The organism is Streptomyces sp. NPDC002640 (genome assembly GCF_053592575.1).
The window spans coordinates 15,043-30,854 of record NZ_JBSFVZ010000012.1 but is presented as its reverse complement, the minus strand read 5'-3'; the positions used below and the strand labels follow the sequence as shown (position 1 = coordinate 30,854).

The window sequence follows — 15,812 nt, the reverse complement described above, 5'->3', positions numbered from 1 at the left end:
GCGGCCCGGCCGGGACCGCCCAGGCGGGCGGGGACGGGCCGGCTCAGCCGGGGGAGACGAATCCCGACTCGTAGGCGACGATCACCGCCTGCGTGCGGTCCCGCACGCCCACCTTGGCGAGCACACCGCTGACGTGCGACTTCACCGTCTCGGTGCCCACGAACAGCCGCTCGGCGATCTCCGCGTTGGACAGGCCCCGGGCCATCAGGCGCAGGACCTCCGCCTCCCGCTCGGTGAGGTCCGCGCGCTCCAGCCGCGCCCGGGCCCCGGCGTTGCCGCGCGCCTCGCCGTGGGAGGCCGCCAAGCGCCGCAGCGCCGCGGGGAAGAGCAGCGAATCGCCCTCGGCCACCAGCCGCACCGCGTGCACGATCTCGGTGGGGCGGGCGCGCTTGAGCAGGAACCCGTCGGCGCCCGCCCGCAGCGCGCCGTACACGTACTCGTCGTTCTCGAACGTGGTGACCACCAGGATCTTCGGCGGGTCCGGAACCGTGCGCAGTACCGCCCGGGTCGCCTCGATGCCGTCCATCAGCGGCATCCGCACGTCCATCATCACCACGTCGGGCCGCAGCCGGCGCACCAACGGGATCACGGCCGCCCCGTCGGCGGCCTCCCCGACCACCTCGAGGCCGGGCTGCGCCTCGAGCACGGCGCGCAGACCCGTCCGCACCAGCGGTTCGTCGTCGACCAGGAGCACGGTGACAGGCATTCCCGCAGCCTAGGTCAGGTCAGCGGAAGATCGACACGGAGCACCCACAGGCCGTCCTCGGCCCCGGCGCCGGCCTCGCCGCCGAGCAGCGCGGCCCGCTCCCGAATGCCGCGGACCCCGCTGCCGCCGCCCCGGACGGCGGCCCCGGCGCCCTCCAGGGGGAGCGGATTCCGCACGTCCAGCCGCAGCCTGGCCTCCTCCACCGCGATCCGCACCCGGACGGGCACCGGACCGGCATGGCGCAGCGCGTTGGTCAGCGCCTCCTGGAGCATCCGGTAACCCTCCCGGGACACCGGACCCGGCACGCGCTCCAGCGGTCCCGTCACCTCGGCCTCGACCCGCGCGCCCGAGGACCGGGCGGACTCCAGCAGCCGGCCGGCCTCGCCCAGCCCGGGCCGGGGGCCCGCCGGACGGGCCGGCTCGCGCAGCACCACCAGGACCCGCTCCAGGTCCTCCAACGCGGCCCGCCCCGTCTCCTCGATGGCGTCCAGCGCCCGGTCGGTGAACTCCCGGTTCCCCGCCGCACGGGCCGCGCCGGCCTGCACCACGGCCAGGGTGAGGGCGTGCCCGATGGAGTCGTGCAGCTCGCGGGCGATGCGGTTGCGCTCCAGCAGCCGCTCCGTACGCTCCTCCAGCTCGGCGAGACGTTCCCGGGGCGAAGGACCCAGGAGCCGCTGGGCGGCCCGCGCCGCGAGCTCCCCGGCGGCGGTCACCACGGCCAGCAGCACCAGGACGTCCACCAGCGCGAGCAGGCCGTACCACCAGCCCGTGCCGGGCAGGCGGAGCACCTGGGCGACGCCGGGGTCGCCGAAGGCCGCGCCGAGGCACGCCAGGAAGAGACCGCCGCCCAGGTTGGACGCCACGCCCACCAGGAACCCCAGCTCGAGCCGCAGCACCAGCCACAGGCCCGTGCGCAGGCGGTCGCTCCACGACGCGGACGGAGCCGTCGTGATGCCGGTGCCGTCGTCGGGGAGACCGTCCCCTCCCCGGGCGTGGCGGAGACCGTCCCCGCCCTGGCCGTGGTCGTCGGGGGAACCGTCCGCGCCCCTGGCGTGCGGGCCGGGGAAGAGCATCAGCCGCGCCTGCAGGCCCTCCGCGCGCCGGGTCGCCGGCAGCATGGCCACCAGCAGCAGCAGGGGGATCGGCTGCACCGCCACGATCACCCAGTCGATCCAGGTCAGGCCGACGAACCCCGGATGGGCGAAGGCGACGACCAGCGGGATCACCGCCGCCACCAGCAGGTGGAGCCAGCGGGTCCAGGTCACCGCACGGGTCAGGGGTCGCAGGATCCGGGGCACCCCGACATGCTGCCAGAGCCGCCGCCGGCGGCGGCTCCCCCGCACGTGGGAGACGTTCCCCACCGGCGGGGGATCTCCCCGGCAGGACGCGCCGACAGGCTGGTGGCCATGACCAGCATCCAGCTCGTTGAGCTCACGAAGGAGTACGGCGGCGCCCGGGCCGTCGACCACCTCACCTGCACGGTCGGGCCCGGGCGGGTCACCGGGTTCCTCGGTCCCAACGGCGCGGGCAAGTCCACCACCATGCGGCTCGTCCTCGGCCTGGACCGGCCGACCTCCGGCACCGCCACCGTGGGCGGGCGGGACTACACCACCCTGGAGTCCCCGCTGCGCACCGTCGGCGCCCTGCTGGACGCCCACTCCGCCCACCCCTCGCGCACCGCCCGCGACCACCTCCGCTTCCTCGCGGCGAGCAACCGGATCCCGGCCCGCCGGGTCGACGAGGTGCTGGAGGAGGCCGGGATCGCCTCGGTGGCCGGGCGCCGCGTCAGGACGTTCTCGCTCGGCATGCGCCAGCGCCTCGGCATCGCCGCCGCGCTGCTCGGCGACCCGCCGGTGCTGATGCTGGACGAGCCGACCAACGGCCTCGACCCCGAAGGGTTCGTGTGGATGCGGCAACTGCTGCGCCGGCTCGCCGGAGAGGGCCGCACCGTGCTGATGTCCAGCCACCTGATGAACGAGACGGCCGCCGTCGCCGACCACCTGCTGGTGCTGGGACGCGGGCGGCTGCTCGCCGACGTGGGCGCCGAGGCGTTCGTCGACGCGCACTCGGCCCCGCGCGTCCAGGTCCGCACCAGCGACCCGGCGCGGCTGCGGGCGAGCATGGCCGCCAAGGGCCACGAGACCCGCGAGGCCGAGGGCGGCCGGTGGGTGGTGGAGGGCGCCACCGCCGAGGAGGTCGGCGCGGCAGGCGCCAGGGAGGGCATCCCCGTCTTCGAACTCCTCGACCTGCGCGTGTCGTTGGAGGACGCCTACCTCACGCTCACCTCCGGGGCGGCCGAGTTCGCCACCCCGTCCCCCCGCACCCCGACCAGCCCCCAGGAGGCCTGACCATGTCCTTCGCGTCCGCCACCCCCGTGCTCCGATCGGAGTGGATCAAGATCAGGTCGGTGCGCGCGAGCTGGGGCTCGCTGCTGGCGGTCCTGCTCGTCACCACCGCCCTCACCGTCCTGACCTACGGCACCATCGGCGAGGCCGAGGCCGAGGCGGCCGGCGGCGGCCGGCAGGTGAAGGAGGCCTTCTACACGCTCAACTTCGCGCAGGTGGCCGCCCTCGCCTACGGGGCCACCGCCGTGTCCTCCGAGTACCGGGAGGGCGCCCTGCGGGTCTCGCTGGCGGCCGTGCCGCGGCGCGGACTGCTGTACTGGTCCAAGACCGCGGTGATCGCCGTCACCGCCCTGCTGGTCGCCGTGCCGACGACCTTCACGGCCTTCCTCGTCGGCCAGGCGCTGATCGGCGACCACGCGATCGGCCTCGACCACCCCGGCGTGCTCCAGGCCTGCGCCGGTGGGGCGGTCTACCTGGTGCTGATGACGCTGCTGGCCACCGGCCTCACCTTCCTGCTGCGCAGCGCGGTCGGCACGCTCGGCATCCTGGTCCCGTTCATCCTGGTCGGGTCCTTCGTGCTCGGCGACGCGGCCGGCGGGATCGGCGCCTACCTGCCCGACCGGGCCGGCAGCCACTTCTTCCGCGAGACCTCGCCGGGCCCGCTCGGCCCCTGGGAGGGGCTCGGCGTGACCGCCCTGTGGGCCGCCGCCGCGCTCCTCGCCGGGTGGTGGGCGGTGCGGCGCCGGGACGCCTGAGCCTCCGGCGTCCCGGCGCGGCGGGTCAGTGCAGGAACTTGAGCCCGACCACCCCGCCCACGATCAGCGCCAGGCAGAGCAGACGGGCGGCGGTGGCGGGCTCGTGCAGGAAGGCCATCCCGTAGAGCGCGGTGCCGACGGCGCCGATGCCGACCCAGACCGCGTAGCCGGTGCCGATGGGCACCGAGCGCAGGGCGTAGGACAGCCCGCCCATGCTGAGCAGCAGGGCGACGGCGAAGATCACGGAGGGAACGAGGCGGGAGAACCCGCGCGAGGCGCTCAGGGCGACCGCCCAGACGGTTTCGAGCAGACCGGAGACGATCAGTACGAGCCAGGCCGACATGACGGCGGCACCTTTCGGACGAGACGACGGTGATCGCTACGCCGTCTTGTCCTGACCGGGTACGACGCGCTCGTCCGGGGCCGCGCGGGGCGACCACGATCGAGGCTAACACGGGGTGCGCGCGGTGCGCGGAGCCGCTTCCCGAGGCCCGGACCACACCCGCACCCCCTGAGCGCATCCGCGACACCTGCCCCGAAAAGGCGTGTGGTGCGCGTGGTTCACGGGCGCCGGAGTGACGTGGTACACACGGCTGATCACAGTCCTGTCCGCCAGCAGGAAGGTCGCACATGTCCGCCACACGACGTCAGATGCTCGCCCGCTCCGGTGCCCTCGGAGCGGGCGTCGTCGTCTCGGGGGCCGTCGCGGAACTCTTCTCCGCGTCCGCCGCCGCCGCGCTGCCGCTCACCGAGGAGGGGTACGGCCCGCTGGTCCCCGACCCCGACGGCCTGCTCGACCTGCCGAAAGGTTTCCGCTACCGGGTGCTCTCCCGCGAGGGCGACGCCCTCCGCTCCGGCGAGGGCCCTGTTCCCTCCCACTGCGACGGCATGACGGCGCTGCCCGGCAGGAGAGGCCGCGTCCACCTCGTCCGCAACCACGAGAACCGCTCCACCGCCGCGCTCGGCGTGCCCACCGTCGACGGGCTGACCTACGACCCCGCGGCCAAGGGCGGCTGCACCCTGCTCACCCTGGACGGCCCCGGCGGCCGGGTGCTGGACGAACGCGTGGCCGTCGCCGGCACCGCCGTCAACTGCAGCGGCGGGCCCACCCCGTGGGGCACCTGGCTGACCTGCGAGGAGACCGAGGACACGGCCGGGGTCGCGGGCTACGCCAAGGACCACGGCTTCATCTTCGAGGTCGACCCCGCCGACCCGCGCCGCAGCGGCGCCGTGCCGCTCACCGCGATGGGCCGGTTCCAGCACGAGGCGGTCGCCGTCGACCCCGTCCACGGCATCGTCTACGAGACCGAGGACGCCTTCGTCGCGCCGTTCGGGCTCTTCTACCGCTTCCTGCCGCACCGCCCCGAGGGCGGGCTCGGTTCGCTCCGCGCCGGCGGACGCCTGCAGGCGATGCGCGTCCCGGACCTGCCCGACCTGTCCGTGGTCGCCGAACCCGGCGCGAGCTTCGGGGGCGTCACGTGGGTGGACGTGCCCGACCCGCTCGCCGCCCGCACTCCGACGCGACTCCAGGACTACGGCCCCGGCGGCGTCACCCGGGGGCAGAAGCTGGAGGGCTGCTACTGGGGCGGACGCTCCGTGTACTTCGTCTCCTCCTACGCCCGCACCCGTGAGGGCTCCGGCGCCGACCACCACGGCCAGGTCTGGCGCTACGACCCGGGCTCCCGCCGCCTCACCCTGGTCGTCGTCTTCGGCCCCGGGGCGGACGTCCGGCTGCCCGGCGAGTCCCCCGACAACATCTGCCTGGCGCCCGGCGGTTCCCTGATGGTCTGCGAGGACGGCAGCGGCGCCCAGCACGTCTACGGCGTGACCCGGCGCGGCGAGGTCTGCACCATGGCCCGCAACCGGCAGAACATCGGCACCGCGGAGGACCCGGAGTGGGGTGAGTTCGCCGGCGTCGCCTTCTCGCCGGACGGCGGCACCATGTACCTCAACTGCTACGACCCCGGCACCACCTTCGCGGTCACCGGCCCCTGGCGCCGGTAGCGAACGGGGGGCGGCCGCCCCGCGGCGTGCCGCCCCCCGGGCCCGCCGCCGTCGCGGCGGGCGGGGCGGACGCGCCGTGATCTTCGGGCGCGCGTGGTCCAGACTGGTCCCGAGCGAGTGCGTCATGACACGACAGCGGCCGAGGGCCGTGAGCAGGGAGGCAGCTGATGACCCGTCCGATCGCCGCGGGAGTGGACGGAACCCCGGAGAGCCTGGCCGCGCTGGAGTGGGCCGCCGTCGAGGCCGGCCGGCGGGGGGTCGAGCTCAGGGTCGCCCACGCCTGGGAACCGCGCCGGGTGAGCGGCGCCGAGGAGGAGAGCGGCAGCTCCCAGGAGCAGGAGCGGTGGGTGCGGCAGGGCGTCGAGGACTCGGTCCGCGGCCTGTCCGAGCGCCACCCGGGCCTGACGGTGAGCACCCGCATCCACCGCGGCGAGGCCGTGGACGGGCTGCTGGAGATCGCGGACGGCGCGGAGATGCTGGTGCTCGGCTCCCGCGGCCGGGGCCTGCTGCTCGGCTTCCTGCTGGGCTCCGTCGGCCGCCAGGTCATCAGCGACGCCCACCTGCCGGTGGTCCTGGTCCGCGCCGACGTCAAGGACGAGACCGCCGCGACGGGCGAGATCGTCGTCGGCCAGCACGGCGACCCCGAGGACAGCGCCGAGGCGCTGCGCTTCGCCTTCGAGGCGGCCGCCGCGTCCGGCGCCCCGGTCCGCGCGGTGCGGGCCTGGTCGCTGCCGCCGGTCTTCGCCTTCAGCCCCGGCTCCCTGAAACTGCTCGACGAGGCCGGCGGTCCGGTGCCGTTCGAGCAGAAGGCGCTGGCCACCGCGCTGGCGCCCTGGAAGGAGCGGTACCCGGACGTCCAGGTGAGCGAGCACGTCGAGATGGGCAGCGCCGGTGAGGTGCTGCTGTCGGTGTCGTCCGGGGCCCGCATGACGGTGGTCGGCCGCCGCGCCCACCGCGCCGCGATCGGCACCCGGCTCGGCTCCGTCGCCGACGCGGTGATCCACCACGCGCCCTGCCCGGTGGCCGTCGTCCCGCCGGGACCGGCCGCTTAGGTTCCCCTCGGCAGGTTCCCGGCGGCGCAGGTCACGGGTTAGATTGCCGCGCGCCCCCGCACACCGCCGCGGGCGCGTGGCCGGTTCCGCCCGGCCCGCACGGCAGAGCACGACCGGGCGAGACCGGTCGTGCCCGCGAGAACCCGAGAAAAGCCGAGAAAAGCCGAGAAAGTCGAGAAATGGGGACACCGTCATGGACGCGGACGTCATCGTCGTCGGAGCCGGCCTGGCGGGGCTGGCAGCGGCCCACGAGATCACCCGCCAGGGGCGCAAGGTGCTCCTGCTGGACCAGGAGGGTCCGGCCGACCTCGGCGGCCAGGCGTACTGGTCCTTCGGCGGGCTCTTCCTGGTCGACTCCCCGGAGCAGCGGCGGATGCGCGTCAAGGACTCCTTCGAACTGGCCTGGAGCGACTGGCAGGGCAGCGCCGCCTTCGACCGCACCGACGACGAGGACTCCTGGGCGGTCCGCTGGGCCCGCGCCTACGTGGAGTGGGCGGCGGGGGAGAAGCGCTCCTGGCTGGACGGCCACGGCATCACCTTCCTGCCCACCGTCGGCTGGGCCGAGCGCGGCGACCTGCGCGCCGGCGGGCACGGCAACTCCGTGCCCCGCTTCCACGTCGCCTGGGGGACCGGAACCGGCGTGGTCGCGCCCTTCGTGAAGTACGCCCAGCAGGCCTTCCAGGACGGCCTGCTGACCTTCCGCCACCGTCACCGCGTCGACGAACTGGTCGTGGAACAGGGCGCGGTGCGCGGCGTGCGCGGCACCCTGCTGGCCGAGGACGACACCCCGCGCGGCGTCGCCTCCAACCGCGACGCCGTCGGCGCGTTCGACCTGACCGCCCAGGCCGTGGTGGTCACCACCGGCGGCATCGGCGCCAACCACGACATCGTCCGCCGCTACTGGCCCGAGCGGCTCGGCACCGCCCCGGCCGGCATGGTCACCGGTGTCCCCGCCTACGTCGACGGGCGGATGCTGGAGATCGGCGAGGCGGCCGGGGTCCGGCTGGTCAACCGCGACCGCATGTGGCACTACACCGAGGGCGTGCGCAACTGGGACCCGATATGGGCGGGCCACGGCATCCGCATCCTGCCCGGCCCCTCCTCCCTGTGGCTCGACGCGCTCGGCCGCCGCCTCCCCGCCCCCTACCTGCCCGGCTACGACACCCTGGGCACCCTCCGGCACCTGCGCACCGCCGAGGGCCTCGCGGAGCACGGCCACTCCTGGTTCGTCCTCACCCAGAAGATCATCGAGAAGGAGTTCGCGCTCTCCGGCTCCGAGCAGAACCCCGACATCACCGCCAAGGACCGCAAGGCCTTCCTCAAGGAGCGCGTCCTCGGCAAGGGCGCCCCCGCCCCGGTCGACGCGTTCAAACGGCACGGCGCCGACTTCGTGGTCGCCACGACCGTCGAGGAACTCGTCGAGAAGATGAACGCCCTCACCGACGAGCCGCTGCTCGACCCGGCCGAGGTGCGCCGGCAGATCGAGGAGCGCGACCGGCAGCTCGCCAACCCGTACGCCAAGGACGCCCAGATCCAGGGCATCCACAACGCCCGCCGCTACCTCGGCGACCGGCTCGGCCGGGTGGCGGCCCCGCACCGCCTCCTCGACCCGGAGGCCGGCCCGCTGATCGCCGTCAAGCTGCACATCCTCACCCGCAAGACCCTCGGCGGCATCCAGACCGACCTGGACTCCCGCGCGCTCGGCCCCGACGGCTCCCCGATCGAGGGCCTGTACGCGGCCGGCGAGGTGGCCGGCTTCGGCGGAGGCGGCGTCCACGGCTACAACGCGCTGGAGGGCACGTTCCTCGGCGGCTGCCTGTTCTCCGGCCGCGCCGCCGGCCGCGCGGCGGGCCGCGCCGTGTCCTGACCTGCCCGAAGGAGGGATTCCGCGTGCCGTCGCCGGGTACCCCGGTCCTCTACGGGAGGTGATCGCGCGTGGAATCCGCCGAGCGGGACGGCATGCCCGTGCTGCACACCATCGAGGAGCTCGCGAGTCTCCTGGAGCGGCACCACGGGCTCTACCTCCGCTGGTCCAGGGGGCCGGGCGTCGACCTGGCCAGGGTGTCCAGCCGCGACGAACTGACGGGCATCGCCATGCCGGGACTCTCCGCCAACCCGCTGGACGTCGAGAAGTGGTGGGAGGACCGCCCGCTCCACCTGTGGGCGGCCCGGCGCGTGTACGACTACGAACACCTGCCCCGCGAGAAGGGGCCGCAGGTGCGCCCCTGGGTGCTCAAGGGCGTCGAGGCGGGCCGCGGCCCCGACAACGAGCCGCTGGTCGTCGACGTCGAGCCGCTCTGCTGGGTGGGCGACGAGGTGATCGAGGCATCCCGCGCCGAGGTGGCCCGCCACCGCGAGGAATGGGGCCCGCTGAAACGCGGTCGCTGAGCCCACGGAACCCCGAAGAGCTGCCCGAGTGGCGAAAGACCTCGGAACGGGGTGGGATCAAAGGGTCCTTCGGGGGCATTCGGACCGTGTTCCGTTCCAAGCACACGACCGATCAGCCGACCCAGGAGCCGCAGAAAGGTGGCCATCGTGACACGACCCAGGATCCTGGTGGTGGGCGCGGGCTTCGCGGGAGTGGAGTGCGTCCGCCGCCTCGAGAGGAAACTCGGGCCGGACGAGGCGGACGTGACCCTGGTGGCCCCGTTCTCCTACCAGCTCTACCTGCCGCTGCTTCCCCAGGTGGCCTCCGGCGTGCTCACCCCCCAGTCCATCGCGGTCTCACTGCGGCGCAGCAGCCGTTACCGCACCCGGATCATCCCGGGCGGCGCCATCGGCGTCGACAGCAAGGCGAAGGTCTGCGTCATCCGCACCGTCACCGACGAGCTGATCGACGAGCCCTACGACATCCTGGTGCTGACCCCCGGCAGCGTCACCCGCACCTTCGACATCCCCGGCCTCACCGAGCACGCCAGGGGCATGAAGACGCTCGCCGAGGCCGCGTACGTCCGCGACCACGTCATCCAGCAGCTCGACCTCGCCGACGCCAGCCAGGACCCCGCCGAACGCGCCGCCCGGCTGCAGTTCGTGGTGGTCGGCGGCGGCTACGCCGGCACCGAGACCGCGGCCTGCCTGCAGCGGCTGACCCACAACGCGGTCAAGCGCTACCCGAGGCTGGACCCCGGGCTGATCAAGTGGCACCTCATCGACATCGCCCCGCGGCTGATGCCCGAGCTCGGCGAGAAGCTCGGCGAGACCGCCCTCGGCATCCTGCGCAGGCGCGGCATCGAGGTCTCCCTCGGCGTCTCCGTCGCCAAGGTGGCGCCCACCGAGGTCACCTTCACCGACGGCCGCGTGGTGCCCAGCCACACCCTGATCTGGACGGCGGGCGTCGCCGCCAGCCCCCTGATGTCCACCCTCGGCTGCGAGACCTCCCGCGGCCGGCTGGTCGTCGACCCGGAGATGACCGTCCCCGGCTGCCCCGACGTCTTCGCCCTGGGCGACGCCGCCGCGGTGCCGGACCTCGCCAAGGGCGAGGAGGGCGCCGTCTGCCCGCCCACAGCGCAGCACGCCATGCGCCAGGGCAAGGTCGTCGCCGACAACGTGATCGCCAAGGTCCGCAGGCAGCCGATGCGGCCCTACGTCCACAAGGACCTCGGCCTCGTCGTCGACCTCGGCGGCCTGGACGCCGTTTCCAAGCCGCTGGGCGTGGAGCTCAAGGGCCTGCCCGCCCTCGCGGTGGCCCGCGGCTACCACTGGTCGGCGCTGCGCACCGGCGTCGCCAAGGCCCGCGTGGCGACCAACTGGGCGCTCAACGCGGTGGCCGGCGACGACTTCGTCCGCACCGGCTTCCAGGCGCGCAAGCCCGCCACCCTGAAGGACTTCGAGTACACCGACGCCTACCTCACGCCCGAGCAGATCCGGGAGCGCGTCGAACGGCACAAGCTGCGCGAGGCGTGAGGGCGGCGGCACGGGCGCGATCGGGCTGGGCGGCCTTCCGCGACCGGGTCGCCGCGTCCGACCCGGGGCTGCTCCGGCTGACCGCCGGACTGCGCACCGTCAGTTCGCTCGCCCTCACCCTGGGCGTCGTGGCCGTGGTCGGCGCGCGGATCGAACAGCTCGTCGCCGGGGCGATGGCGGCGATGGTGGCCACCTTCGCGGTGCGGGAGAAGGAACGGCGCGGGCAGGCCCTCAGCCTCGCGGCAGGCCTGCCCGTCGCCTGGACCTCCCTGACCCTGGGCACCCTGCTCAGCGGGACCTTCGTCGGCGTCGCCGTCTTCGTGCTGCTCATCTTCGGCGCCGTCTACTGCCGCCGCTTCGGCGACCGGGGCTTCGCGCTCGGGATGATCGCCTTCCAGTCGTACTTCCTCTCCCAGTTCCTGGGCGTCGGCACCGACGGGCTGCTCGGCCTCTACTGGCCGGTCGGCGCGGGCTTCGCCTGCAGCGCGGTGATCCGCTTCGGCGTCGTCCAGGCCAGCCCCGAGCAGGTGCTGGGGCGGCTCCGCGCCGCCTTCCGGGCCCGCTTCGCGCAACTGGTGAGCGCCCAGATCGACCTGCTCGACGCCGGCCCGGACCAGGTCGACAAGGCCCTCGACCAGCTTCGCTCCCGCACCGCGCGGCTCCACGAGACGGCCATGATGATCCAGGCCCGGCTCACCGAGGGCACCCCCGACGACCGGGCCGCCTCCCTGGTGCAGCGGCGCATCGCCGACGCCGAGATCGCCGCCGAACGCCTCGGCCTGCTGATCCTCACCGCCCGCACCGCCCGCGCCACCGAACACGCCGACACCCTCACCCTCCACCTGCCCGGCGCCGCCCTCCCCGAGAGCGGCCTGCAGCCCGTACGGGACCGTGCCGTCGCGGCCCTCCACCGCGACCTCGGCGCCCTGCGCACCCTGGTGCTGCGCTCCGCCGACGAACACCGGGGCACCGGGCTGGCGCAGCTCCGCAACCGCCTGCTCGGCTACCGCGACGACGACAAGCTGCCCGCGCAGGCGTCCGCCGCCGTCCGTGACGTCTTCCGCGGCGTCGGCGAGGCCGCCCGCGCCGTGCTCGGCCTGCGGATCGCCCTCGGCGGCGGCCCCGACGACTCCGACGACAGCCCCGAGACGGCCCGCTCCCGTGAGGAGATCGAGGCCGAGGACGCCGCCATCGCGGTGGCCGAGACCGTCGAGGACGCGCGGACCGAGGAACCCGCGGGCCTGGAACGCCCCACCACGCGCAGCGCCGTCCAGGTCACCGTCGGCTCCGTCCTCGCCATCGCGGGCGGCGAACTGCTGTCCCGGGAACGCTGGTACTGGGCCGTGCTCGCCTGCTGGATCGTCTTCGTCAACACCAGCTCCACCGGCGAGATCCTGGTGAAGGCCTACCGCCGCCTGCTGGGCACCCTGCTCGGCGTGGTGGCGGGCATCGTGCTGGCCGGCCTGGTGGGACAGCGGGTGGGACTCGCCTTCGCCCTCGTGCTGGTGCTCGTCTTCCTCACCCACTACCTGGCCCGCCTGTCGTACACCCTGATGTCGTTCTTCGTCACGGCGACCCTCGGGCTGCTCTACACCCTGCTGAACACCTACAGCCTCGACGTGCTGGTGCTGCGCCTGGGGGAGACCGCGCTGGGTGCCGCCTGCGGGCTGGCCGCCGCGGTGCTGATCCTGCCGGTGCGCACCGCGCACCGCACGGACGAACTGCTGGTGACGGTGCTGGAGCGGCTCGCCGACGTCACCCGCTCCGCGGCCGAGCAGCTCAGCGGCGGCCCCCCGGCGGACCTCCTGGACCAGGCGCGGGAACTCGACGAGGCACTGGGCGAGCTGCGGTCCTCCACCCAGCCGCTGACCCACCCGATCACCCCCATGCGCACCCGGCGCGACACCGCGCGGTACGTGGTGGCCCAGCTGGAGACCTGCGCCTACCACGCGAGGTCGCTGGCCGCGACGGCCGAACTGCTGCCCAGCCAGACGGCGATCGCCGCCGACCCCCGGCTGGCCGGCGCCGGCGAGCGGATCGTGCGAAACATCGAGACCGTCGCGGCGCACGTCGAGGGCCGCAAGGACGCCGGAGAGCTGGAGACCGGCTCCAGCATCGCCTCGCTGCTGGAGCCGGGCACGCCCGCCGCGCCCCGGTACGGGCGCGTCACCGACCGGGTCCTGGGACACCTCGGCCGCCTCGACGACGCCGTCACCGGCCTCGCACGGCCCCTGGAGGTGCCGCTGCGCTCGACCGCGCGGCAGCGGGCCTGACGGGCAGCGGGCTTGAGAGGCAGCGGGCCTGAGGGGGCGGCGGGCATGGAGTGGCGGCGGGCATGGGAGAGGGCCCCGGCGGAGCCGGGGCCCGGTGGGGGAGGGGAGCGGTCAGAAGTCCGTGGGCAGGTCGCTCGCCTCGGCGATGCCGCGCAGCTCCTCGTCCTCGCGGCGGCGGCGCAGCAGGGAGTCGGCGATCTCACGGCGCCGGTCGGGGTCGGCGGCGCTCGCCGCGTCGGTGACGACCCGGATGGGACCGGTGTCCTCGTAGTCGAGTTCGATCAGGACGTTGTCGAGACGGCCGGTGACCGCGGCGGCGATCACCAGGGCTGCCTCGTCGCGGATCTCCTGCGGGACCGGACCCGCGTCCACGCAGTCGCCGTCGGGTTCCATGTCGGCGAGGTCGAGATCTTCACCGAGCGCCCGCAGGGCGGGCCGGACCAGACGGAGCAGGAGGTCGTATTCCTCTGGACTCAGGCGGAGGCGCAGAAGGTCGAGGTAGAGCTCGACCGGTTCGCCGTCCGGCAGGTGCGGTTCGCTCATCGGCTCCGTGTTCCCCGAGTGGGACGTCGATCACATGTCGGCGGCCGATTCGTCCGAAGGGGTGGGGATGGTTTAAACTTCATGTACACGGCGCTCAGTCGTCGTACCCTGTGCGGCCCCGACCGGTCTCCCCCGTCCGGTCGGGGTCTTTTCGTGCGCCGCTCCCGGCCCTTGCCCGCCCCTCCCCGGTCTTTCCGCGCCCTTCTCCCGGGCGTCCACGGCTTTGCCGATCCTTCACCCGTTCGAAGTGCTCCGGTCGTGGGGACCCGCTGACAATGGGGGGAGGGTGTCCGTTGTCCGCCCGGCCGGCGAGGAGCGCTGCGATGACCAAGCCGATCAAACTGCTGACCGCGCTGACTCCGGACCGCCGGGAACGGCTGATGACGCTGGCGCGCGAGGTGTCGTTCCCCGAGGACGCGCCGATCTTCGACGAGGGCGGGCCGGCCGACCGCTTCTGGGTGGTCCGCTCCGGCCGGGTGGACCTGTACCAGCAGGTCACGCAGTTGCGGCGGGTGACGGTCGCGAGCCTCGGCTCGGGGGACCTGCTGGGGTGGTCCTGGCTCTTCCCGCCCCACGAGTGGGACTTCGGCGCGGTGGCCTTCAGCCCGGTGCGGGCCTACGAGTTCGAGGCGTCGCCCGTGCTGGACCTCGCCGAGGAGGACCCCGGGCTCGGGCTCTCCCTCATGCGGATCGTCGCCGAGATCCTCGCCTACCGCCTCGAATCCACCCGGGTCCAGCTCCTCGAGTCCTTCCAGCACGCCCGCCACTGACCCGCCGCAGTCGCGCCCGCGCGGTGGCGGTGGTCAGACGCGGTAGCGGCGGAGCGACGGGGTGGCGAAGGCGAGGACGAGGGTCAGCACGACGACCAGGACTCCGCCGCCCACGACCGCCCACCGCGTCCCCACCGCCGCGGCCGCCGTCCCGTGCAGGACGTCGGCCAGCCGCGGACCGCCCGCGACCACCACCGTGAAGACCCCCTGCATCCGCCCCCGCATGTCGTCCGTCGCGGCGGACAGCAGGATCGCCCCCCGGAACACCATGGAGACCATGTCGGCCACCCCGCCCGCCGCCAGGCAGGCCACGGCCACCCACAGGTTCCCGGTGAGTCCGAAGCCGATGACGGCGAGGCCCCAGCCGACGACCGAGCCGATCACCATCCAGCCGTGCCGCCGAGCCCGCGAGAACGCGCCGGAGAACAGCCCGCCGATCACCGCGCCCACCGGGATGGCGGCGAAGAGCAGGCCCAGCGCGAACTCCGAACCGTAGGAGCCGAAGGTCTCCTCCGCCATCTGCGGGAAGAGCGCCCGGGGCATGCCGAACACCATGGCGATGATGTCCGCGAGGAAGGACAGCAGCAGCACCTGCTGCATGCCGATGTACCGGAAGCCGTCCAGGACCTCCCGCAGCCCGGCCCGCCGGGGCGCGCGGCCGGTGTCCAGCGGCGGCAGCGCGGGGAGCCGCCAGACGGCCCACACGGTGGCGCACAGGGCCAGCGCGTCGATCAGGTAGAGCTCGGGCAGCCCGACGACGGGTATCAGCGCACCGGCCAGCAGCGGCCCGGCCACCAGGCCGGTCTGCATCACGGTGGAGCCCAGCGCGTTCGCGGCGGGCAGCTCGTCCGCGGGCACCAGCCGCGCGATCGACGCCGTCCGGGCCGGGGAGTTGAGGCCGAAGAACGCCTGCTGCAGCGCGAGCAGCACCATCAGCACCGCGACCGACTCCAGCCCGGCCGCAGCCTGGACCCAGAAGAGCACCGAGGTCACCGCGATGCCGATGTTGGTCACCAGGAGCAGCTTCCGGCGGTCCACGGTGTCGGCCACCGCGCCGCCCCACAGCGCGAAGACCACCATCGGCACCAGGCCCGCGAGGCTGGCGTAGCCGACCCACGCCGACGACCCGGTGATGTCGTAGATCTGCTTGGGGACCGCAACCGCCGTGAGCTGACTGCCCACCGCGGTCACGACGGTGGAGGACCACAGCCTCCGGTATGCGGGCCGCCGCAGCGGACGGGTGTCCATGGCGAACCGGCGCCAGCCACGACGCGGGGCGGCCGCGGACGGGCTCGTTCCCTGCCCGTCCGCGGCCGCCCGCGTGGTGTCGTCCCCGCCGTCGCGATCCTCGACGCTGCTCCGACTGTTCGTGTCCACGTACTACCGCGCGCTCTCTCGATGCTCCATACAACTATCTGTACGAAAAACATCCTCCCTCATGCCCGGACCGGTGCGGGCACC

Annotated in this window: 14 protein-coding genes and 1 riboswitch; of the genes, 9 read left to right on the top strand and 5 right to left on the bottom strand. The window is 74.1% G+C overall.

What is annotated here, in order from left to right:
• Positions 1–43: 43 nt before the first annotated feature.
• Together ACWD3O_RS17525 and ACWD3O_RS17520 are read right to left on the bottom strand one after the other, a co-directional pair.
• Complete coding sequence (locus ACWD3O_RS17525; RefSeq protein ID WP_451413502.1) at positions 44–706, bottom strand: response regulator; 663 nt, start codon at positions 704–706, stop codon at positions 44–46.
• A gap of 14 nt (positions 707–720) precedes the next feature.
• Positions 721–2,004: a sensor histidine kinase gene (locus ACWD3O_RS17520; protein WP_451416457.1), complete on the bottom strand. Its 1,284-nt coding sequence runs from the start codon at positions 2,002–2,004 to the stop codon at positions 721–723.
• 108 nt (positions 2,005–2,112) lie between these two features.
• Here ACWD3O_RS17520 and ACWD3O_RS17515 point away from each other — a divergent pair, with 108 nt between their 5' ends.
• Positions 2,113–3,054, top strand: a complete 942-nt coding sequence (locus ACWD3O_RS17515; RefSeq protein WP_451416456.1) for an ATP-binding cassette domain-containing protein — start codon at positions 2,113–2,115, stop codon at positions 3,052–3,054.
• 2 nt (positions 3,055–3,056) lie between these two features.
• Positions 3,057–3,806 carry an ABC transporter permease gene (locus ACWD3O_RS17510; protein ID WP_451416455.1) on the top strand — a complete coding sequence of 250 codons (750 nt, stop codon included), beginning with the start codon at positions 3,057–3,059 and terminating at the stop codon, positions 3,804–3,806.
• Between the two features lie 25 nt (positions 3,807–3,831).
• Here ACWD3O_RS17510 and ACWD3O_RS17505 read toward each other — a convergent pair whose 3' ends face one another.
• Positions 3,832–4,149, bottom strand: coding sequence for a DMT family transporter (locus ACWD3O_RS17505; RefSeq protein ID WP_451416454.1), 318 nt, complete (start codon positions 4,147–4,149; stop codon positions 3,832–3,834).
• 35 nt (positions 4,150–4,184) lie between these two features.
• Positions 4,185–4,248, bottom strand: a riboswitch (guanidine-III (ykkC-III) riboswitch).
• A gap of 188 nt (positions 4,249–4,436) precedes the next feature.
• Here ACWD3O_RS17505 and ACWD3O_RS17500 point away from each other — a divergent pair.
• The 6 genes from ACWD3O_RS17500 to ACWD3O_RS17475 all read left to right on the top strand — a co-directional run bounded on the left by ACWD3O_RS17500 (position 4,437) and on the right by ACWD3O_RS17475 (position 13,038).
• The gene (locus tag ACWD3O_RS17500; RefSeq protein WP_451416453.1) at positions 4,437–5,810 is read left to right on the top strand and encodes an alkaline phosphatase PhoX; all 1,374 of its coding nucleotides are present in this window, start codon (positions 4,437–4,439) and stop codon (positions 5,808–5,810) included.
• 167 nt (positions 5,811–5,977) lie between these two features.
• Positions 5,978–6,862 carry a universal stress protein gene (locus ACWD3O_RS17495; RefSeq protein WP_451413508.1) on the top strand — a complete coding sequence of 295 codons (885 nt, stop codon included), beginning with the start codon at positions 5,978–5,980 and terminating at the stop codon, positions 6,860–6,862.
• 193 nt (positions 6,863–7,055) lie between these two features.
• A complete protein-coding gene (locus tag ACWD3O_RS17490; RefSeq protein WP_451413509.1) occupies positions 7,056–8,729 on the top strand; it encodes an FAD-binding dehydrogenase in 1,674 nt (557 codons plus the stop codon).
• Positions 8,730–8,821: 92 nt separating this feature from the next.
• Positions 8,822–9,250 carry a DUF6098 family protein gene (locus tag ACWD3O_RS17485; protein WP_451413529.1) on the top strand — a complete coding sequence of 143 codons (429 nt, stop codon included), beginning with the start codon at positions 8,822–8,824 and terminating at the stop codon, positions 9,248–9,250.
• Positions 9,251–9,388: 138 nt separating this feature from the next.
• The gene (locus ACWD3O_RS17480; RefSeq protein ID WP_451413510.1) at positions 9,389–10,765 is read left to right on the top strand and encodes an NAD(P)/FAD-dependent oxidoreductase; all 1,377 of its coding nucleotides are present in this window, start codon (positions 9,389–9,391) and stop codon (positions 10,763–10,765) included.
• Entirely contained in the window at positions 10,762–13,038 is a 2,277-nt protein-coding gene (locus ACWD3O_RS17475) for an FUSC family protein (protein ID WP_451413511.1), read from the top strand. Before ACWD3O_RS17480 ends, ACWD3O_RS17475 begins: the two co-directional genes overlap by 4 nt.
• Before the next feature lie 111 nt (positions 13,039–13,149).
• On the opposite strand, the gene ACWD3O_RS17470 is transcribed toward ACWD3O_RS17475, so the two are convergent.
• Entirely contained in the window at positions 13,150–13,581 is a 432-nt protein-coding gene (locus ACWD3O_RS17470; protein WP_451413512.1) for a hypothetical protein, read from the bottom strand.
• A gap of 323 nt (positions 13,582–13,904) precedes the next feature.
• Here ACWD3O_RS17470 and ACWD3O_RS17465 point away from each other — a divergent pair, with 323 nt between their 5' ends.
• A complete protein-coding gene (locus tag ACWD3O_RS17465) occupies positions 13,905–14,351 on the top strand; it encodes a cyclic nucleotide-binding domain-containing protein (protein ID WP_451413513.1) in 447 nt (148 codons plus the stop codon).
• A 33-nt stretch (positions 14,352–14,384) separates the two neighbouring features.
• Here the strand turns inward: ACWD3O_RS17465 and ACWD3O_RS17460 are convergent, their stop codons facing one another.
• Positions 14,385–15,728 (bottom strand): MFS transporter, encoded by a 1,344-nt coding sequence (locus ACWD3O_RS17460; RefSeq protein WP_451416452.1) that lies wholly within the window; start codon positions 15,726–15,728, stop codon positions 14,385–14,387.
• Positions 15,729–15,812: the final 84 nt, after the last annotated feature.

What these genes read in the sequence shown, in the direction of transcription:
- ACWD3O_RS17495 (WP_451413508.1), top strand. Translation starts at nt 5,978, where the DNA reads ATGACCCGTCCGATCGCCGCGGGAGTGGACGGAACCCCGGAGAGCCTG.
- ACWD3O_RS17485 (WP_451413529.1), top strand. Translation starts at nt 8,822, where the DNA reads ATGCCCGTGCTGCACACCATCGAGGAGCTCGCGAGTCTCCTGGAGCGG.
- ACWD3O_RS17525 (WP_451413502.1), bottom strand. Translation starts at nt 706, where the DNA reads ATGCCTGTCACCGTGCTCCTGGTCGACGACGAACCGCTGGTGCGGACG.
- ACWD3O_RS17465 (WP_451413513.1), top strand. Translation starts at nt 13,905, where the DNA reads ATGACCAAGCCGATCAAACTGCTGACCGCGCTGACTCCGGACCGCCGG.
- ACWD3O_RS17470 (WP_451413512.1), bottom strand. Translation starts at nt 13,581, where the DNA reads ATGAGCGAACCGCACCTGCCGGACGGCGAACCGGTCGAGCTCTACCTC.
- ACWD3O_RS17505 (WP_451416454.1), bottom strand. Translation starts at nt 4,149, where the DNA reads ATGTCGGCCTGGCTCGTACTGATCGTCTCCGGTCTGCTCGAAACCGTC.
- ACWD3O_RS17500 (WP_451416453.1), top strand. Translation starts at nt 4,437, where the DNA reads ATGTCCGCCACACGACGTCAGATGCTCGCCCGCTCCGGTGCCCTCGGA.
- ACWD3O_RS17490 (WP_451413509.1), top strand. Translation starts at nt 7,056, where the DNA reads ATGGACGCGGACGTCATCGTCGTCGGAGCCGGCCTGGCGGGGCTGGCA.
- ACWD3O_RS17510 (WP_451416455.1), top strand. Translation starts at nt 3,057, where the DNA reads ATGTCCTTCGCGTCCGCCACCCCCGTGCTCCGATCGGAGTGGATCAAG.
- ACWD3O_RS17515 (WP_451416456.1), top strand. Translation starts at nt 2,113, where the DNA reads ATGACCAGCATCCAGCTCGTTGAGCTCACGAAGGAGTACGGCGGCGCC.